Origin of the sequence: Paraburkholderia sp. A1RI-2L (assembly GCF_048957375.1) — a bacterium.
Lineage (GTDB): Bacteria > Pseudomonadota > Gammaproteobacteria > Burkholderiales > Burkholderiaceae > Paraburkholderia.
Genome location: NZ_JARBTA010000002.1, coordinates 694,174 through 711,784 on the forward strand (window position 1 = coordinate 694,174; position 17,611 = coordinate 711,784).

Below are 17,611 nucleotides of genomic sequence, written 5' to 3' on the forward strand. Positions count from 1 at the left end.
CGCATCGAACATCGACGCTTAGATCTTGCCGACGAGGTCGAGCGACGGCTTGAGCGTTTCAGCGCCCGGCGTCCACTTGGCGGGGCACACTTCGCCCGGGTGAGCCGCAACGTACTGGGCAGCCTGAACCTTGCGCAGCAGTTCCTTGGCGTCACGGCCGATGCCGTTGTCGTGGATTTCGCACAGCTTGATCTCGCCTTGCGGGTTGATCACGAACGTGCCGCGCAGTGCCAGGCCTTCTTCTTCGATCATCACGTCGAAGTTGCGCGTGAGCGCGCCGGTCGGGTCGCCGACGAGCGGGTACTTGATCTTGGCGATGGTTTCCGACGTGTCGTGCCATGCCTTGTGCGTGAAGTGCGTGTCGGTCGACACGCCGTAGATTTCAACGCCCAGCTTCTGGAATTCCGCGTACTGGTCGGCCAGATCGCCGAGTTCGGTCGGGCACACGAAAGTGAAGTCGGCCGGGTAGAACACGACCACGGACCACTTGCCCAGGAAGTTCTCTTCAGAGACCGGAACGAACTTGCCATTGTGGAATGCGGTGGCCTTGAACGGCTTGACTTGCGTGTTGATGAGAGACATCAGTTGTTTCCTCGCTCTGGGTTGGAAAGGGATGGACGTAGATTACGGGAATCACGGCCATTTGAAAAATTGATTACATTGATCGCCGGGATAAACCATGCCTATCGAGCCTCATAGAAGCCCTGATTGGACCCCCAAGCCCGCCAGCACGGCGTTCCACGCCCGCATCGAGGCAGCGTGAGCAACCCTCGGGGCGGTGAGCATACAACGAAATTGCGACATCCCACCTCATCTGCCCGATATACCGGGCAGTGCCGCCGGGGCGGCCATCCTTCAGATGCGGGCGCAACCGGCAAATCACAAGACCGGTGCGCCGAATCCCCGCGGATTGCGCATCAAAGCGCACCGCCGCGCGCGGTTGCCGCGCGAGCTGCCAGACGTTCGCGCAGAAATTGCGTAAATGCGCGGATGGTCACGGAAGCTTCGCGGTGCTGCGGATACAGCGCGTGCAGCGCGTTGGGCGGCGGCATGAACGCTTCGAGCACCTCCACCAGCAACCCCGCATCAACCGATCCTGCCACGATGAAGTCCGGCAGATAGCAAATGCCGAGGCCCGCCACCGCTGCATCGCGAATCACCTCGCCGTTGTTGGCCCGCAGCGGCCCGCGCACCTCGAACGGCGTGCGCACCCCGTCGATCATGAAGTCCCATGACGCGCGCCCCTGCTGCCCGTATGGCAGGCAGGCGTGCTGCGCGAGATCGGCGGGCGTTTGCGGCTCGCGGTGCCGGCGCCGGTAGCCGGGGCTGCAGCAGGCGATCATGCGCACGTCGATGAGCCTCTGGGCGATCAGCGTGGAATCGGAGAGCCTTCCGATGCGCAGCGCCATGTCGAAGCCCTCGCCGATCACGTCGACGCTGCGGTCGCTCAGGTCCATGTCGAAGTGCACGTCGGGATGCGCGCGCAGGAATTCGGCGACGAGCGGCGAGAGATGCGCCATGCCGAACGACATCGGCGCGCTCACCTTGAGCAGGCCGCGCGGCTCCGAGCGGCGCGCCGACATGGCCTGCTCCGTGTCGGCCACCTCGGCGAGGATGCGCTTCGCGCGCTCGTGGAACTCCTGGCCGAGGTCCGTCGCGGCCAGCTTGCGCGTATTGCGCACCAGCAGCCGCGCGCCGAGATCGGCTTCCAGCGCGGCCACGCGGCGGCTCACGAATTGCTTCGAGAGCCGCAGCCGGTTGGCCGCCGCCGTGAAGCTGCCCGCCTCCACGGCGCTGACAAAGATCCGCATGTCATCGAGTTGCATGGCAATTGTCCACTTCAATATGACAGTGAGTCGTATTTTACGACGCTCCGTATCGCATGGGTTGACCTAAACTGTCTCCATCGCAACCGAACATCGGAACCAACGGAGAAACGAACATGATCGAACTTCGCAAAGCAGACCAACGCGGCCGCGGCGAACATGGCTGGCTCAGCTCGCGCCACACGTTTTCGTTCGCGAACTACTACGACCCGAAGCAGATCGGCTTCTCGGACCTGCTCGTGATCAACGACGACCGCGTAGCCCCGGGGCGCGGCTTCGGCAAGCATCCGCACCGCGACATGGAAATCTTCTCGTACGTGCTGGAAGGGGGGCTCGAGCACAAGGACTCGATGGGCACCGGCTCGGTGATCGTCCCCGGCGACGTGCAGCTGATGAGCGCGGGCACCGGCGTCGCGCATAGCGAGTTCAACCACTCGGCCGAACAGCCGGTGCACTTCCTGCAAATCTGGATTGCGCCGAACGTGAAGGGCGCGCAGCCGCGCTATCAGCAGAAGCACATTGCGGATGCGGAAAAGCGTGGCAAGCTGCGCCTGGTTCTCTCGCCGGACGGCGCTGCCGAGTCGCTGGAGCTGCGCCAGGACGCGCGGGTCTATGCGGGCCGCTTCGACGGCGCGCAGAGCGCAACGCTCGAGATCGGCGCGGACCGCTACGCCTATGTGCACGTGGCGCGCGGCAGCGTGAAGGTCAACGGCGTGGAACTGGGCGAAGGCGACGGCGCGCGGATCCGCTCCGAGCGCGAGCTGACCTTCAGCGACGGACACGATGCCGAGGTGCTGGTGTTCGATCTGCGTAATATCGAGGTGTCGGAACTCTGGTCGTAATCAGTGCTAGCGCGGCCGCCGCCAGGCGGCGGGCCGCGCGGCCGACACGGGCAACAAAACAAACAACCCGCTTCAACGTCTTCGGAGAAATACAATGCGATACAACCTCTTCGGCCAGGGCAACGACCTCGCCCTGCTCGTCTCTCGCGTCCTGCTGACCTCGCTCTTCATCCTGTTCGGCTGGTCCAAGATCACCGGGTTTGCCGGCACCGTCGACTTCATGGCGCACGAAGGCGCGCCGATACCGATGCTCTCGGCGGTCATCGCGGTCGTCATGGAGCTCGTGGTGGGCATCCTGCTGCTCGTGGGCTTCTTCACGCGACCGCTGGCCGTGCTGCTGGCGATCTACACTGTCGCCACCGCGTTCATCGGCCATCACTTCTGGACCATGACCGGCATGGAGCAGATGGCGAACATGATCAACTTCTACAAGAACATGAGCATCGCGGGCGGCCTGATCGCACTCGCCGTGGCAGGTCCGGGGAAGTTCTCGATCGACAGGAAGTAAGGCGGGCGCGCCCGAATTTACTACGGTGCGGGTGCATGCGAGGATCGGCGCAACTCCATCCTCGAGGAAGCATCCATGCAAGACCGCCAAGGCGTGAACCGGGAGCGCGCGCAGCGCATCCTGGCACGCGAGCGTGATGCCTTTGTCGCCGCGCGCCCGAAGTCGCAAGCCCTCTCCGTGCAAGCCGCGCAGCATCTGCTGTTCGGCGTGCCGCTGCACTGGATGAACGACTGGCCCACGCCGTTTTCGCTCTATGTGGATGCGGCGCGCGGCGCAGCCTTCACCGACGTGGACGGGCACCGCTACATCGACTTCTGCCTCGGCGACACGGGCGCGATGTTCGGCCACGCACCGCCCGCCGTCGCCCAGGCGCTCGCGCGCCAGGCGCAGCGCGGCTTCACCACCATGCTGCCCGGCGAAGACGCCGTAGCCGTGAGCACGGCGCTCGCGCAGCGCTTCGGCCTGCCGTACTGGCAGTTCGCCATGACCGCGAGCGACGCCAACCGCTTCGCACTGCGCTGGGCGCGCGCGGCCACCGGGCGCAACACGATCGTCGTGTTCAACGGCTGCTATCACGGCACCGTGGACGACGTCTTCGTCGACCTCGTCGATGGCCGGCCCACGCAGCGCGCGAGCCTGCTGGGCCAGGTGCACGACCTGCTGCCGCACACGCGCGTGGTGGAGTTCAACGACCTCGACGCGCTCGGGCGCGCGCTCGCCGATGACAAAGTGGCCTGCGTGCTGGCCGAGCCCGCCATGACCAACGTGGGCATGGTGCTGCCCGATCCCGGTTTCTGGCGCGACGCGCAAGCGCTCATGAAGCGCCACGGCACGCTGCTGCTGATCGACGAAACGCACACCATCAGCAGCGGGCCGCGCGGCTATGCGTGCGAGCACGGCATCGAGCCCGACCTCTTCGTGCTCGGCAAGCCCGTGGGCGGCGGCGTGCCGTGCGCGGTGTACGGCTTTTCCGCCGAACTCGCCGCGCGTGCGCAAAAAGCGAAGCTTGACGCGCCGCCGGGCCACTCGGGCATCGGCACGACGCTCACGGCGAACGCGCTATCGATGAGCGCGATGCGCGCGACGCTCGACGAAGTCATGACCGAAGCGGCCTATGCGCGGATGTTCGCGCTCGCCGAGCGCCTCGCACAGGGCCTCGCGGCAACGATCGCGCGCCATGCGCTGCCGTGGTGCGTGACGCGCGTGGGCGCGCGCAGCGAGTTCCAGTTCTGCGCCACCCCGCCGCGCAATGGCAGCGAGGCGCGCGCCGCGATGAATGACGAGTTCGAGCAAGTCATCCATCTGTATCTGCTCAACCGGGGCGTGCTCATCACGCCGTTTCACAACATGATGCTCGTGTGCCCCGATACCACCGAAGCCGATGTCGAGCGCCTGATCGGCGCATTCGATGCGTGCCTCGAGGAGCTGTGCGCGTCGTAAAGAAGCGCGGCGTGCTGACCTTGCATGCGAAATTGATATCCTTGACGACCAGGCGGGCGCGCCGCGCGCCCAGCTCTCAGGGCCGCCTTCAAATTCGCTTTCAAATCGGCCTTCGAGCCGATCAAACCCGATGCACGATCCGCAAGAAAATCTCTTCGGCTATTTTTCCTCGCTGCAGCAATCCGCGCTGAGCGCGCTCAAACACCTGCCGCTCAAGAGCCGCGCCGCGCAAGGCATGCTCATGGCGCTGCGCGCCGTTTGCGGCGCGGGCCTCGCCTACAGCATCGGCCGCGCGCTGCATACCGAGCAGGCGTTCTGGGCGGCGATCACCGCCATCGCCGTCACGCAGCACGATTACGCCGATACGCTCACGCAGTCGCGCGACCAGTTCATCGGCGCGATCTCCGGCGGCATTGTGGGCTTCGTGGCGGCCACGCTCGGGCCGGAGAACATGGCGGTGTATCTCGTGGCGGTGGCCGTGGTGATCGTTTCCTGCTGGTGCCTGCGCGTGAGCACCGCCGCGCGGCTTGGCGCCACCACCACCACCATCGTGCTCCTCGTACCCAGCCACGGCCCCGTGTGGGATGTCGCACTCTTTCGCGTGGCCGAGGTGGCGATCGGCATGGCTTGCGCCTTGCCCGTATGCTGGGGGTTTTCGTATTTCGAGCGGCGCTGGCTGCATGCTTAGGCAACCCTCGCGAGAAAATCTCTCTTCGCACGCTTCGCAATATTCGGCGCAGGAGCGGCGATAATCAGGGCCACCGTGCTCAATGCCAGTGCGGGCCGCACAGGCAGCCTCGGGGGGGTACGACCCGTGCGCGCGAATTGCGCGCAATCGTCCCCCCGGATGCGAAATCGTGCGAAACTTGCCGGCTGCGCCAATCCTGGCGCACCCAACGCCCAAGTCACGCACCCGCAACACCCAATCGCATCGCACGCCATGAACTCGAACCGTCAATCCGTCCCCGCCGCCACGACCGCACGCAAATCCATCTCGCTTTTGCAGATGCTCGCGCTGATCGCGTTCGGCGGCATCGCGGTCTCGCTCGTGCTCCAGCACTTCGCCTAAGCGCCGCACCGGCCGCACGCTTCAAGGTTTTCGCTTATGTACAAGAAAGGCGTCGCCCTCGAAATCCAGTTCTCACCCGAGCGCCTGAACGATGGCGCAGGCGATCCCTACTGGATCGATCTCACCGCCGCGGAAGCCGCCGCGCTGCTCGACACGCTGCAAGCAAAGCTGGCCGCGCGCGAAGCCACTTCGGCGCCGCTCGTCGTGGCGCTCGACGCGCCGCGCGAGCCTCGAGCGGATGCCGCCACCGCAAGCGCGGCACACGCTACTCAGTCCGATCAAGCCTTAAAGCAATGGGTCTGCGTGATCTGCGGCTGGGTGTACGACGAAGCCGCCGGCGCCCCCGACGACGGCCTCGCCCCCGGCACGCGCTGGACCGACGTGCCCGACGACTGGCGCTGCCCGCTGTGCGACGTGGGCAAGGAAGATTTCGCGCTGGTCGAGTTCTGAGGAACCCGCCATGTGTGAGCGTTCATGCGCTCACACCGCTATCCGCCTTCACGTCCCAGCGGCTCGTAGAACAGCGCAAATAGTTCAGACTGCGAACTAACGCCGAGCTTCGCGTAAATATGTTTCTTGTGCGCACGCACGGTCTCGAACGAGATGTCGAGCCGCTCGGCAATCGCGCGCGTCGAAAATCCCGAAAGACTCTGGCGCACCACTTCGATCTCGCGCGCCGTGAGCGGCGTGCGGCCGCTTTGTCGCGCCACCGCTTCGAAGCGGCTCGCGTAATCCGTGTTGCCTGCCGCCGTCGTCTCGGCGCGCGGCGCGCCTGCATCCGCCTCACCCGACTCGGGCATCGAGAACGTCTCATAAGGCAGCCGCTGCCGCATCAACGCCATCACCCACGGCGCAAACATCGCGAACATCGCAATATCGCGCTCGGTGTAATGGCGCGTTGCGCCCAGCGAGAAAATCAGCGTGCGGCGCGCATCGAGCGGGTGATTGAACTGCACTTCGTCGCCGATGATGTTGCTCCTGAAATAGCGCTGGTAGTAGTCCGTCATGCGGAAGTTATCAGGCGCGACTTCGGCAAGCGTGACGAGCCCCGCGCGCGGCTTTTCGCAGGCGTGGATATAGAAGGGATCGAGCTGGTACATGCCCTCCAGATACGCGCGGAACAAGAGATCCACGGTGCCGTCGGGCATCGGCGACTCGGCGCAGACGAGCGGTGCGCGATCGCGCATGAAGACGAGCGCGACCCAGTTGTCGAAAGCGACGAACCGCTCGATCACGCGCGTCATGCGGGTCCAGAATTCGGGACCGTCGAGGGCGTCGATGAGCGTCGCGATACGGTGATGGAACGCGCGATCTTGCCAGTCGAGTTCCATGGTTCCTCCGGTCAGGGTACCCCTGCAGGGTGATTTCCGAGCAAAAATAACGTGGTGATAATAGCCGCTCATTACGCTCGCGCGGCACAAGGAGACAGGCATGCAACTCGAACTCGCACAAATTCCCCTCGTTGACGGCGTCGTCGCGCCCAATCTGGCGCGCACGCTCGATGCGATCGGCAAGCGCCGTGCGGGTACCGACCTGATGGTGTTCCCCGAAGCCACGCTCACCGGCTTTCCCACCCGCGAGCGCGTGCGCGACGTGGCCGAGACGCTCTCCGGCCCCTCGCTTTGCGCCGTGCGCGACGCCGCGCGCAACGCCCAGGTGGCGGTGGCCGTGGGTCTTGCTGAGCGTGACAGCGGCGACAACGAGCGCTTCTACAACACCACCGTCCTGATCGACGAACGCGGCGAAATCGCGCTGCGTTATCGCAAGACCCACCTGTGGGCCACCGACGTCGGCGTCTTCACGCCCGGCGACCGTTTCGAGGTCTGCGAATTCAAGGGCATGACCGTGGGCCTGCTGATCTGCTACGACATCGAGTTTCCGGAACCCGCGCGTGCGCTCGGCGTGCTCGGCGCGGAAATGCTGATCGTCACCAACGGCAACATGGATCCGTTCGGCCCGGTGCACCGCCGCGCCATTGTCGCGCGTGCGATGGAAAACCAGGCATTCGCAGCGCTCGTGAACCGCACCGGCGACGGCGACGACAACCTCACGTTCCCCGGCGAATCGGCGCTCATCAGCCCGTTCGGCGACGTGCTGGCCGAGCTCGAGAGCGACGACGCGGTCCTGCCCGTGACCGTGGACCGCGCGCTGCTCGCGCAAAGCCGCGAGCATTACAGCTATCTGCACGATGCGCGCGTCGCGCTGAATCTCGCCGATGAAAACGACGCGCAGGGCCGCCGCTCGCTCAACATCCGCGCCCGCACGAGCCGCTGAGCGCGCAGCGCCAGCGGCCAGCGCAGCCGACAAGCCACCAGCAAACGATCGAAGCCACGCAGCGTGCGCTGCCCCGCCGGGGCGGCACGCACGCTCGCGCGCGGACTACACCCGCAGCACTCAGGAGACACCTGCATCATGAAGCCTTCCGCAACACCGGCTGAACACGGCACCCACGGCACGAACGGCGCAAGCGTGGCAAGCCACGCGCGCGAACCGCATCTCAAGCGCACGCTCGGCCTGCCCTCCGTGCTCCTGTTCGGCCTCGCCTACATGGCGCCGCTGATCGTCTACGGCACTTATGGCGTGCTCGCGGGCGCGAGCCAGGACACTGCCGCGCTCGCCTATCTCATCGCGCTCATCGCGATCGTGTTCACGGCGCTCAGCTATGGCAAGCTCGCGCGCCTGTTCCCGGTGGCCGGCTCGGCCTACACCTACACGCGCAAGAGCTTCAATGCGCACATGGGCTTCATGATCGGCTGGGCCACCCTGCTCGACTACTTCTTCTTGCCGATGGTGATCTGGCTGATCGGCGCGGCCTACCTGGGCGCCGCGTTTCCGCACGTGAGCGCGTGGATCTGGATCGTCGCGTTCATCGTGCTCACGAGCGGCCTGAACATCATCGGCATCGAACTCGCAGCGCGCTTCAACATCGTGCTGATGATCGTGCAGCTCGGCATTGCCGCCATCTTCGTCGTGCTGTGCCTGCACTACGCGGCGGCCGCGGCCGGCCCCGGCGGCCTGCTCGCCGCGCAGCCGTTCTTCCAGCCGCACGTGCCGCTTTCGGCCACGATGGCTGGCGCGGCCATCGCCGCGTATTCGTATCTCGGCTTCGACGCCGTCTCCACGCTCACCGAAGAAACCATCGAGCCGGAAAAGAACATTCCGCGCGCCATCGTGCTGATCGCGCTGCTGGGCGGCGCGATCTTCGTGATCGCCGCGTACACGTTGCAGCTCGCACATCCGGGCGCCGTGTTCAAGGACCCCGATTCGGCTGCGTTCGAAATCGCGCGCAAAGTAGGCGGTGACATTTTCGTGACGATCTTCCTCGCCGGCCTGATCCTCGCGCAGTTCGCCTCGGGCATCTCGGCGCAGGCGAGCGTGGGACGCCTGCTCTACGCAATGGGCCGCGACGAAGTGCTGCCCAAGTCGATCTTCGGCTTCATCCACCCGCGCTTTCGCACGCCCGCCATCAACATCGCGATTGCCGGCGCGATCGGCCTGATCGCGCTGAAGCTCGACGTGGCCACGTCCACTTCGTTCATCAACTTCGGCGCGTTCCTTGCGTTCACCTCGGTGAACCTGTGCGTGATCCGCCAATACCTGGGCGGCGCCGCCGGCACGCGCGGCTTCGGCTTCCTGGGTGGCCTGGTGTTCCCGCTGATCGGCGCGATCACCGATATTTGGCTGCTGTGCAGCCTCGAGAAAACCGCCATCGCGCTCGGCGTGATCTGGTTCGTGCTCGGCCTTGCGTATCTCGGCTGGATCACGCGGTGCTTGCGCCGCGCGCCGCCGGAAATGGCCGTGTAAGCGCGCGCATCGCGCCATATCGACACGGGCTTCGCTGCGCGCGACAGCCCGTTTTTTGTTTTTGGGGCCGCGTGCGATCGCGATTGCGGGGTCGGGGTCAAACAGCCGCTTCAGTCACGCGGACCCGAACCGCACTACAATGCATGCCGTTCTCTCGTTTGCCGGCGCGCTCGCCGCCTCGTTCGTACGCACCATGCCCCGTATTTCAAAAGTCGTTCCGTTTCTGCTGATTCCGCTTGCTGCCGCCCTCAGTGCATGCTCGTCGCCCACACCGGCGTTTCGGGATGACCAGCTGCTGAGCAGCGCTCCAAGCCCGTTCTCGCACGGCTTCAACTATGCCAGCAGCGATGCCTGCGAGGCATCGCGCCGCGCGCTGCTGAGCCAGGGCTACATGACGACGATGACGCGCAACGACACCGTCGACGCCACCAAGAATTTCCAGCCGTCCGTCGACCAGCACATCGTCGTGGAGGTGCACGTGGTGTGCACGCCGGCCGACGCCACGAACACGAGCATGCTGTACGTCAACGCCGTGCAGAACGGCTATGCGCTCAAGAAGAGCGCGACCTCGGCGAGCGTGGGGTTGTCGATTCTCGGGTCGGTCTCGCTGCCGATCCACTCGAACAGCGACGAAATGGTCAAGGTCTCGAGCGAGACGGTTCAGTCGACCGAGTTCTACAAGCGCTTCTTCGGTCTCGTGGGGCGCTATCTGGGCGGCGTCGCGCGCAGCGAGCCGGTGCCGGGCGGCAATATCAAGGCTACGCCGCTGCAACTCGAGCCCGATACAACGATGGTGAACATGGCAGCGCCGGGCGCTTCGACCGCGCCAGCGGCGGCGGCTGCCGCTGCAGCGGCGGCTGCGGTGACTGGCGCGACCGTGCTGCATACCTCCGTGTCGAGCCCGACGCCGGCAACGAGCGCAATGCCCGTGCAAGCAACCACGCACGCGGCCGCGCCCATCGCCGCCGCAAGCGGTGTGCATGCGGTCTTCCCGGCATCGCCCGCATCGGAGGCGACGTTGCTCACGCCGGTGCTGCCGGCGGCGGCATCGGCTCCTGCTGGGTCGGCGGCGTCGGCTCCGGCAGCATCGGCCGCCGCTGCGACAAGCACCGCTGCCGTGCCTGCCTCGGCGGCTTCGGCAACGCCGACGCAAACAGCCGTACAGCCCGCAGCGGCATCGGCATCGGCCGCCACGGCACCGGCACCCGCCCGCGGTGCTCAAAGCGCGGCAGCGGCCTCGTCAGCGGCGATCAGCTCCGCCAGCGCTCCGGTTTCCGGCTCGGCTCCAACCGCAGCCAGGGCGCCCTGAGCGGCCCGATCCGCACGCCTCCCCGGCGTCCGGACGCAGCGCCCGAATCCCACCGCCATATGCGCGTCTAGCGCAAGCCCGCCATCACCGCGCCCATGCCCACCAGCAGGCTGCCCATCAAGCGGTTAACCACGCGCAGCCGCCGGGGCCGTTGCAGCACGTGGCGCAGGCGGTGCGAAAACAGCGCCATCGACGCCACCCCACCCGCGAACAGCAACGCGAACGTCGCCGCCAGCACGAGGTACTGCCGGTTCGCGCTCCACGACGCATCCGCGCTGATGAACTGCGGGAAAAACGACGGAAAGAACAGCAAGGTCTTGGGATTGAGCCCCGAGGTAGCAAACCCGCGCCAGAACAGACCGCGCCGGGAAGTGAGCGCCGACTCCGCTGGCTCTGCGCCAGACTCGCCGCCGAGCGTACGGCTGCGCCATTGCTTGCAGCCGAGCCAGACGAGGTAAGCCGCGCCGGCCCAGCGCAGCACGGTAAGTGAATGCTCACTAATGAGCAGCAGCGAATTCAGGCAAAGCGCCGTGAAGACGAGTTGCAACAGCACCGCGAGCGTGCCGCCCCAGACGCAAGGCAGCGCGCGACGCCAGCCGGCATGGAGCGCGTGGCTCATCGTGAGCACGTTGACGGGACCGGGGGTGTAGACGAGGACCAGCGCGGCGGCGAGAAACGACAAATACAACTGGGGCGACATTTCTGGAGTTCTGGGTTGGCGTAATGAAGGGGGCGAAACGAAAGCGGGCAACAAAAAACCGCGCAACAGCGCGGTTTCAAATGCCATCTGCCCGATCGAACCTTGCTGGCCGCGTGATGAACGCGTACAACGCCCGATGGCCGCCGCTGGGTGCACGGAAAACCGGCTCTGACGGTCCACCGCGGCTTGTGGCTGCGGCGGCGCACCCCAACGCGGGGAGGTGGCCGCGTGGGTCGTGCCGGGCAAGAAGGCATGGAGAAAATATACCGGCAATGACCCTGTAAAGGCTTCCTGTTTTCAGGCAAAAATCGCTCATTTACGGAATATAATTCCGCCAAAATTGCAACCCCCTGTAGATAATTCCATCCATCATGAGCCCCCGCGAACGCCCGTCCAAACCGCTCGACAACCAGGACCGCAAGATCCTGCGCGCGCTACAGCAGAACGCCCGCCTCTCCAACGCCGAACTCGCGGAACAAGTAGGCATGTCGACCACGGCGTGCTGGAACCGCACGCGCCAACTCGAAGCCGACGGCTACATCGACGGCTATGTCGCGCTCGTGAACCAGCGCAAGCTCGGTTTCGCCGACATCGTGATTCTCGAAGTCACGCTCGACCGCCACGAGGACGACGCGCTCGCGCGCTTCGGCGCAGAGCTCGCGGCGCTGCCCGAAGTGCTGGAGGCGTATCTCGTCTCCGGCGAATACGACTACTGGATCAAGGTGGCCGTGGATGGCACGGCGGGCTACGAGCGCTTCCTGCGCGAAAAGCTCTATCGCATTTCGAGCATCCGCCACAGCCGCTCGATGTTCGCGCTGCGCTGCATGAAGGACGTGGCGTCGATGCAGGTGTGAGCTTCCTCAGCGCATCACGCCAGTTAGTTCGTCATCCGTATCAAATGCGCGGAGCAGTTCACGCTCCTGGCGAGCGCGCCCCGCTCGCGCGCAAGATCATCTTCACGACTTCTTCGGTGGTGGCCTCGAAGCTCGCGGCCGATAACGCGCGCTTGCCCGCGAGCGCGCGAATCTGAGCCTCGAAATCGGCGTAATGCTGCGTGGTCGCCCAGATCATGAAGAGCAGCGTCTTGGGGTCCAGCGGCGCGAGCAGTCCTTCGTCGATCCAGCGCTCGATCAGTTGCACGCGCGACTCCATCCACGGCTTCACGCGCTTGAGCAGAATGTCCTGCATGTGCGTGGCCCCGCTGATGATCTCGTTGGCCCACACTTTCGAGCCCAGCGGCCGGCGCCGCGAGAGCGCCATCTTCGCGCGCACATAGCCGCCGATGGCGACCACCGGGTCGTCGCTTGCGTCGAAGGTGTCGGCGGCGGCGTTCCACTCTTCGAACACGTCGTCGAGCACGCGCCAATAGAGTGCGAGCTTGGTGGGAAAGTAGTAGTGCAGATTCGCCTTCGGCAGGCCGGCGCGCTCGGCAATCAGCGCCGTGCTCGCGCCCTCGAAGCCCCGCTCCGCGAAAACCGCCTCCGCGCAAGCCAGCAGATGCGTTTCATTGGAGGCGCGAATCGACGCCTTGCGGCGCGGCTTGTGCGCCGCGTCAGCGTCGTCGCGCGCGCCCGCACTGGTGCGCACTGCAAGATTCGCGGCTGGCGTGTTCGGGTCGTCGTCGCGCATGGGGTTCGGTCCGCTCAAGGGTGGAAAGGCGTTGCGCGCAACATCCGCCGCGCAACGCCGGTTTCATTGTAGTCACGGCATCGGCGCGACGTGCATAGATGCATGGCAAACCTTCGGGTAAACCTGCCCGTCGCCCGTGTGCTTTCATGCACCGCAACATCGATGGCATGCTTTTCGCTCGTAACACCGCATTGAATTCCTGAAGTTTATCGCCTACAACCTGTCCAATCGGACAGGATTCAGCAAACGAGGAGAGCACGCATGAACACCGTAAGCGAAGCCGCGCTGACCACCGCGATTCATGTGAACGGCCAGCGCCTCTGGGACAGCCTCATGGAGATGGCGAAGATCGGCGCGACCGCGAAAGGCGGCGTCTGCCGCCTCGCCCTCACCGATCTCGACAAAGCCGGCCGCGACCTCATCGTGAAGTGGGCGAAGGAAGCGGGCTGCACCGTGAGCGTCGATCAGATGGGCAATGTCTTCATGCGCCGCGCGGGACGCAACAACGACCTGCCGCCGGTGATGACCGGCTCGCACGCCGACTCGCAGCCTACGGGCGGTCGCTTCGACGGCATCTATGGCGTGCTCGGCGGGCTGGAGGTGATCCGCTCGCTCAACGACCACGGCATTCAGACCGAGCACTCCATCGAAACGGTGATCTGGACCAACGAGGAAGGCTCGCGTTTCGCCCCCGCAATGGTGGCGTCCGGCGTGTTCGCGGGCGTGTTCACGCTCGATTACGGCCTCTCGCGCAAGGACGTGGACGGCAAGACCATCGGCGAGGAATTGCAGCGCATCGGCTATGCGGGCGACCTGCCGTGCGGCGGGCGCAAGATTCACGCGGCGTTCGAGTTGCATATCGAGCAAGGGCCGATACTCGAGGCGGAGAACAAGACCATCGGCGTGGTGACCGACGCGCAGGGCCAGCGCTGGTACGAAGTCGTGCTCACGGGCCAGGAAGCGCATGCGGGCCCCACGCCCATGCCGCGCCGCCGCGACGCGCTGCTCGGCGCTTCGCGCGTGGTGCAGCTCGTGAACGAAATCGGCCTGCGCCATGCACCACTTGCGTGCGCGACGGTCGGCATGATGCAGGTGCATCCGAACTCGCGCAACGTGATTCCGGGGCGGGTGTTCTTCACCATCGACTTTCGCCATCCGCAGGATGAAGTGCTCGCGAAAATGGACGCCGAGTTGCGCGAAGGCATCGCGAAGATCGCGCAGCAAGGCAAGCTCGAAGCTCAAGTCGAGCAGATTTTCTATTACGCGCCGGTGCCGTTCGATGCGAACTGCGTGAAGTCCGTGCGCGCGGCGGCGGAACGCTTCGGCTATTCGAACCGCAACATCGTCTCGGGCGCGGGCCACGACGCGTGCTATCTCGCAACGGTCGCACCGACTTCGATGGTGTTCGTGCCGTGCATCGACGGCATCAGCCATAACGAGGTCGAGGACGCGACGCAGGAGTGGATCGAGGCGGGCGCGAACGTGCTGTTGCATGCGATGCTCGAACGCGCGTCAGAGCCGGGTTGATCGCACACGATTCGAAACAGGCGGCCTCGAGCGCCAGTAGCAATTCCAGCATTTCCCCCTCGTCCCGGCTGCACCGCTGCGTGCGCAGCCGGCGGGCCCGTGTTTTGCCTCGCAAGGAGCATCCGGATGTCCCATTCGAACTCGCGTGCCACCGCACCTACTCCGCAAGGCGTTGCTGCCGGACGCCTCGGCGCCGAGGCGCTCGGCTGCAATTTCGCCGATGTCGCCCCACCCCTCTCCGCCGACGCCGCCGTCATTGCCGCCGACCGCTGCCACTACTGCTACGACGCGCCCTGCATCGCCGCCTGCCCCACCGGCATCGACATTCCGGGCTTCATCCGCAAGATCGGCAACGGCAACCTCAAGGGCGCGGCGCGCGACATCCTGAGCGCCAACCCGCTCGGCGGCATGTGCTCGCGCGTGTGCCCCACCGAGATCCTGTGCGAGGGCGCCTGCGTGCGAAATCATCAGGATGGCGAACCAGTCCGGATCGGCGCGCTGCAGCGCCATGCCACCGACTTCCAGATGGCACGCGAGGCCGAGGGCGCCGCGCCGCTCTTCAAGCGCACGAGTGAGACGGGGCGGCGCGTGGCCGTGGTCGGCGCGGGTCCCGCCGGGCTCGCATGCGCGCATGGGCTCGCGCTGGCCGGGCATGCCGTGACCGTGTTCGACGCGCGCGAGAAACCCGGCGGGCTCAACGAATATGGCATCGCCGCGTACAAGACCGTCGACGATTTCGCCCAGCGCGAGGTCCAGTGGCTGCTCTCCATCGGCGGGATCGTGATCGAAACGGGCAAGCGGCTGGGCCGCGATTTCGCGCTCGACGCGCTGCGCGAAGCGTTCGATGCGGTGTTCATCGGCATCGGTTTGGGCGGCACGCAGGCGCTGCGCATCGAAGGCGAAGCGCTCGAAGGCGTGCGTGACGCCGTCGAGTTCATCGCCGAACTGCGCCAGGCGCGCGATCTGGCCACCGTGCCCACCGGCCGCCGCGTCGTGGTGATCGGCGGCGGCAACACCGCCATCGACGCCGCCGTGCAAAGCCGCAAGCTCGGCGCGGAGCACGTCACCCTCGCCTACCGGCGTGGCGGCGCACACATGAGCGCCACGTGGGCCGAGCAGGAATTCGCGCGTAACGAGGGCGTCACGATCGTCGAGTGGCGCAAGCCGTTGCGGATTTTGGGCAGCGGCGTGGGCGCGGGCCGTGTCGAAGCGGTCGAGTTCGAACGCACGGCGCTCGACCCGAACGGCGTGCTCCGGGGCACCGGCGAAATCGAGCGCATCGAGGCCGACGTGGTGCTCAAGGCGATCGGCCAAAAGCTGCTGCCGGCAGGGCTCGAAGCACTGCAGTTGACCGAGGGCGGCGTGCGCATCGCCGTGGATGCCGATGGCGCGACCTCGCTCGAAGGCGTCTGGGCCGGCGGCGACTGCGCGGGCCACGGCGCGACCGATCTCACCGTGCAGGCGGTGCAGGACGGCAAGCTCGCCGCGCGTGCGATCGACCGCTACCTCGCTGCGCAGGCCACGAAAGCGGCCTGAGCGGCAGCACTACACGTACCCCGACAAAAACGAACCATCCCATCAGTTTTGCATGGGATCGGAGCAAGTGCTGAAGCACTAACTCCGAATCGACAGGAGCCGCATCATGGCCGATCTCCGCTGCACGATTGCCGGTATTCAATCGCCCAACCCGTTCTGGCTCGCCTCCGCGCCGCCCACCGACAAGGCCTATAACGTCAACCGCGCCTTCGAGGCCGGCTGGGGCGGCGTGGTCTGGAAGACGCTCGGGCTCGACCCGCACGTGGTGAACGTAAGCTCGCGCTACGGCGCGACCACCTGGCGCGGCCAGCGCATCGCAGGCCTGAACAACATCGAGCTCATCACCGACCGGCCGCTCGACGTGAACCTCAAGGAAATCGTGCAGGTCAAGCGCGACTGGCCCGATCGCGCACTGATCGTCTCGCTGATGGTGCCGTGCACCGAGCAGGACTGGAAATGGATCCTGCCGCTGGTGGAAGACACCGGCGCCGACGCCGTCGAGCTCAACTTCGGCTGCCCGCACGGCATGAGCGAGCGCGGCATGGGCGCGGCGGTGGGCCAGGTGCCCGAATACATCGAGATGGTCACGCGCTGGGTGAAGGAAGGCACGCGCCTGCCCTGCCTCGTGAAGCTCACGCCCAACGTGACCGATATTCGCCACGGCGCGCGCGCCGCGTTCAAGGGCGGCGCGGACGGCGTCTCGCTCATCAATACCATCAATTCGATCGTGGGCGTGGACCTCGACGCCATGGCGCCGCTGCCCACCGTGGACGGCAAGGGCACGCACGGCGGCTACTGCGGCCCCGCCGCCAAGCCCATCGCGCTGCACATGGTGGCCGAGATCGCGCGCGACCCGCAAACCCAGGGCCTGCCGATCTCGGGCATCGGCGGCATTTCCGACTGGCGCGACGCCGCGGAGTTCATGGTGCTGGGCGCCGGAAGCGTGCAAGTGTGCACCGCCGCGATGCATTACGGATTCCGAATCGTCCAGGACATGATCGACGGGCTCTCCAACTGGATGGACGACAAGGGCTACGCGAACCTCGACGCGTTTCGCGGCCGCGCGGTGCAAAACGTCACCGACTGGCAATACCTGAACTTGAACTACGACATCAAGGCCCGCATCGATCAGGACCGTTGCATCCAGTGCGGCCTGTGCCATATCGCCTGCGAGGACACCTCGCACCAGGCCATCACCGCGACGAAGGACGGCAAGCGGCACTTCGAAGTGGTCGATGCGAACTGCGTCGGGTGCAATTTATGCATGCATGTCTGCCCGGTCGACCAATGCATCACGATGGAGCGCGTCGACACGGGCCGTTACGCGAACTGGACCACGCACCCGAACAATCCGGCCCGCGTGGCCGATCCGAAGGCGGCCTGATCCTCTCTCCCCAACCTGAGCAACAAAGCGCAGCAAA

Annotated in this window: 18 protein-coding genes; 13 read left to right on the forward strand and 5 right to left on the reverse strand. The window is 65.8% G+C overall.

The genetic code is table 11. From position 1 onward, the window contains the following. Nucleotides 1-18: 18 nt before the first annotated feature. Nucleotides 19-582, reverse strand: a complete 564-nt coding sequence (gene ahpC / locus PWP93_RS18005; protein WP_035527993.1) for an alkyl hydroperoxide reductase subunit C — start codon at nucleotides 580-582, stop codon at nucleotides 19-21. A 335-nt stretch (nucleotides 583-917) separates the two neighbouring features. Next, on the reverse strand, nucleotides 918-1,826 hold the full coding sequence (locus PWP93_RS18010; protein WP_421026183.1) for a LysR substrate-binding domain-containing protein: 909 nt from the start codon (nucleotides 1,824-1,826) through the stop codon (nucleotides 918-920). A 116-nt stretch (nucleotides 1,827-1,942) separates the two neighbouring features. Between PWP93_RS18010 and PWP93_RS18015 the strand changes: the two genes are divergently transcribed. The 6 genes from PWP93_RS18015 (at nucleotide 1,943) to PWP93_RS18040 (ending at nucleotide 6,135) form a co-directional block, all read left to right on the forward strand. Then, a complete protein-coding gene (locus PWP93_RS18015) occupies nucleotides 1,943-2,668 on the forward strand; it encodes a pirin family protein (protein ID WP_421026184.1) in 726 nt (241 codons plus the stop codon). A 94-nt stretch (nucleotides 2,669-2,762) separates the two neighbouring features. Then, nucleotides 2,763-3,176, forward strand: coding sequence for a DoxX family protein (locus tag PWP93_RS18020; RefSeq protein WP_421026185.1), 414 nt, complete (start codon nucleotides 2,763-2,765; stop codon nucleotides 3,174-3,176). Nucleotides 3,177-3,251: 75 nt separating this feature from the next. Continuing rightward, on the forward strand, nucleotides 3,252-4,616 hold the full coding sequence (locus PWP93_RS18025) for an aspartate aminotransferase family protein (protein WP_421045374.1): 1,365 nt from the start codon (nucleotides 3,252-3,254) through the stop codon (nucleotides 4,614-4,616). A gap of 130 nt (nucleotides 4,617-4,746) precedes the next feature. Beyond that, nucleotides 4,747-5,304 (forward strand): FUSC family protein, encoded by a 558-nt coding sequence (locus PWP93_RS18030; protein WP_421045375.1) that lies wholly within the window; start codon nucleotides 4,747-4,749, stop codon nucleotides 5,302-5,304. Nucleotides 5,305-5,556: 252 nt separating this feature from the next. Further along, nucleotides 5,557-5,685, forward strand: a complete 129-nt coding sequence (locus tag PWP93_RS18035) for a hypothetical protein (protein ID WP_421026188.1) — start codon at nucleotides 5,557-5,559, stop codon at nucleotides 5,683-5,685. Between the two features lie 36 nt (nucleotides 5,686-5,721). Next, entirely contained in the window at nucleotides 5,722-6,135 is a 414-nt protein-coding gene (locus PWP93_RS18040; RefSeq protein WP_421045376.1) for a rubredoxin, read from the forward strand. Nucleotides 6,136-6,173: 38 nt separating this feature from the next. Here PWP93_RS18040 and PWP93_RS18045 read toward each other — a convergent pair whose 3' ends face one another. Continuing rightward, the gene (locus PWP93_RS18045; protein WP_421045377.1) at nucleotides 6,174-7,016 is read right to left on the reverse strand and encodes a response regulator transcription factor; all 843 of its coding nucleotides are present in this window, start codon (nucleotides 7,014-7,016) and stop codon (nucleotides 6,174-6,176) included. 100 nt (nucleotides 7,017-7,116) lie between these two features. Here PWP93_RS18045 and PWP93_RS18050 point away from each other — a divergent pair, with 100 nt between their 5' ends. The 3 genes from PWP93_RS18050 (at nucleotide 7,117) to PWP93_RS18060 (ending at nucleotide 10,798) form a co-directional block, all read left to right on the forward strand. Then, nucleotides 7,117-7,959 carry a carbon-nitrogen hydrolase family protein gene (locus tag PWP93_RS18050; RefSeq protein WP_421045378.1) on the forward strand — a complete coding sequence of 281 codons (843 nt, stop codon included), beginning with the start codon at nucleotides 7,117-7,119 and terminating at the stop codon, nucleotides 7,957-7,959. A gap of 138 nt (nucleotides 7,960-8,097) precedes the next feature. Then, nucleotides 8,098-9,489: an APC family permease gene (locus tag PWP93_RS18055; protein WP_421026191.1), complete on the forward strand. Its 1,392-nt coding sequence runs from the start codon at nucleotides 8,098-8,100 to the stop codon at nucleotides 9,487-9,489. 139 nt (nucleotides 9,490-9,628) lie between these two features. Beyond that, complete coding sequence (locus tag PWP93_RS18060) at nucleotides 9,629-10,798, forward strand: DUF2242 domain-containing protein (protein ID WP_421045379.1); 1,170 nt, start codon at nucleotides 9,629-9,631, stop codon at nucleotides 10,796-10,798. Between the two features lie 67 nt (nucleotides 10,799-10,865). Here PWP93_RS18060 and PWP93_RS18065 read toward each other — a convergent pair whose 3' ends face one another. Next, a complete protein-coding gene (locus PWP93_RS18065) occupies nucleotides 10,866-11,498 on the reverse strand; it encodes a LysE family translocator (RefSeq protein ID WP_421026193.1) in 633 nt (210 codons plus the stop codon). Nucleotides 11,499-11,869: 371 nt separating this feature from the next. Here PWP93_RS18065 and PWP93_RS18070 point away from each other — a divergent pair, with 371 nt between their 5' ends. Beyond that, a complete protein-coding gene (locus tag PWP93_RS18070) occupies nucleotides 11,870-12,352 on the forward strand; it encodes an Lrp/AsnC family transcriptional regulator (RefSeq protein WP_213301033.1) in 483 nt (160 codons plus the stop codon). A 58-nt stretch (nucleotides 12,353-12,410) separates the two neighbouring features. Here PWP93_RS18070 and PWP93_RS18075 read toward each other — a convergent pair whose 3' ends face one another. Beyond that, on the reverse strand, nucleotides 12,411-13,127 hold the full coding sequence (locus PWP93_RS18075) for a TetR/AcrR family transcriptional regulator (RefSeq protein WP_421026194.1): 717 nt from the start codon (nucleotides 13,125-13,127) through the stop codon (nucleotides 12,411-12,413). 261 nt (nucleotides 13,128-13,388) lie between these two features. On the opposite strand from PWP93_RS18075, the gene PWP93_RS18080 reads away from it, so the two are divergent. From PWP93_RS18080 to preA, 3 genes are all read left to right on the forward strand, one after another. Then, a complete protein-coding gene (locus tag PWP93_RS18080; RefSeq protein WP_421045380.1) occupies nucleotides 13,389-14,654 on the forward strand; it encodes a Zn-dependent hydrolase in 1,266 nt (421 codons plus the stop codon). Between the two features lie 126 nt (nucleotides 14,655-14,780). Next, nucleotides 14,781-16,190 carry an NAD(P)-dependent oxidoreductase gene (locus PWP93_RS18085; protein ID WP_421045381.1) on the forward strand — a complete coding sequence of 470 codons (1,410 nt, stop codon included), beginning with the start codon at nucleotides 14,781-14,783 and terminating at the stop codon, nucleotides 16,188-16,190. A gap of 106 nt (nucleotides 16,191-16,296) precedes the next feature. Continuing rightward, on the forward strand, nucleotides 16,297-17,574 hold the full coding sequence (gene preA / locus PWP93_RS18090; protein WP_421045382.1) for an NAD-dependent dihydropyrimidine dehydrogenase subunit PreA: 1,278 nt from the start codon (nucleotides 16,297-16,299) through the stop codon (nucleotides 17,572-17,574). Nucleotides 17,575-17,611 lie beyond the last annotated feature (37 nt).

What these genes read in the sequence shown, in the direction of transcription:
- ahpC (WP_035527993.1), bottom strand. Translation starts at nt 582, where the DNA reads ATGTCTCTCATCAACACGCAAGTCAAGCCGTTCAAGGCCACCGCATTC.
- PWP93_RS18010 (WP_421026183.1), bottom strand. Translation starts at nt 1,826, where the DNA reads ATGCAACTCGATGACATGCGGATCTTTGTCAGCGCCGTGGAGGCGGGC.
- PWP93_RS18015 (WP_421026184.1), top strand. Translation starts at nt 1,943, where the DNA reads ATGATCGAACTTCGCAAAGCAGACCAACGCGGCCGCGGCGAACATGGC.
- PWP93_RS18020 (WP_421026185.1), top strand. Translation starts at nt 2,763, where the DNA reads ATGCGATACAACCTCTTCGGCCAGGGCAACGACCTCGCCCTGCTCGTC.
- PWP93_RS18025 (WP_421045374.1), top strand. Translation starts at nt 3,252, where the DNA reads ATGCAAGACCGCCAAGGCGTGAACCGGGAGCGCGCGCAGCGCATCCTG.
- PWP93_RS18030 (WP_421045375.1), top strand. Translation starts at nt 4,747, where the DNA reads ATGCACGATCCGCAAGAAAATCTCTTCGGCTATTTTTCCTCGCTGCAG.
- PWP93_RS18035 (WP_421026188.1), top strand. Translation starts at nt 5,557, where the DNA reads ATGAACTCGAACCGTCAATCCGTCCCCGCCGCCACGACCGCACGCAAA.
- PWP93_RS18040 (WP_421045376.1), top strand. Translation starts at nt 5,722, where the DNA reads ATGTACAAGAAAGGCGTCGCCCTCGAAATCCAGTTCTCACCCGAGCGC.
- PWP93_RS18045 (WP_421045377.1), bottom strand. Translation starts at nt 7,016, where the DNA reads ATGGAACTCGACTGGCAAGATCGCGCGTTCCATCACCGTATCGCGACG.
- PWP93_RS18050 (WP_421045378.1), top strand. Translation starts at nt 7,117, where the DNA reads ATGCAACTCGAACTCGCACAAATTCCCCTCGTTGACGGCGTCGTCGCG.
- PWP93_RS18055 (WP_421026191.1), top strand. Translation starts at nt 8,098, where the DNA reads ATGAAGCCTTCCGCAACACCGGCTGAACACGGCACCCACGGCACGAAC.
- PWP93_RS18060 (WP_421045379.1), top strand. Translation starts at nt 9,629, where the DNA reads ATGCATGCCGTTCTCTCGTTTGCCGGCGCGCTCGCCGCCTCGTTCGTA.
- PWP93_RS18065 (WP_421026193.1), bottom strand. Translation starts at nt 11,498, where the DNA reads ATGTCGCCCCAGTTGTATTTGTCGTTTCTCGCCGCCGCGCTGGTCCTC.
- PWP93_RS18070 (WP_213301033.1), top strand. Translation starts at nt 11,870, where the DNA reads ATGAGCCCCCGCGAACGCCCGTCCAAACCGCTCGACAACCAGGACCGC.
- PWP93_RS18075 (WP_421026194.1), bottom strand. Translation starts at nt 13,127, where the DNA reads ATGCGCGACGACGACCCGAACACGCCAGCCGCGAATCTTGCAGTGCGC.
- PWP93_RS18080 (WP_421045380.1), top strand. Translation starts at nt 13,389, where the DNA reads ATGAACACCGTAAGCGAAGCCGCGCTGACCACCGCGATTCATGTGAAC.
- PWP93_RS18085 (WP_421045381.1), top strand. Translation starts at nt 14,781, where the DNA reads ATGTCCCATTCGAACTCGCGTGCCACCGCACCTACTCCGCAAGGCGTT.
- preA (WP_421045382.1), top strand. Translation starts at nt 16,297, where the DNA reads ATGGCCGATCTCCGCTGCACGATTGCCGGTATTCAATCGCCCAACCCG.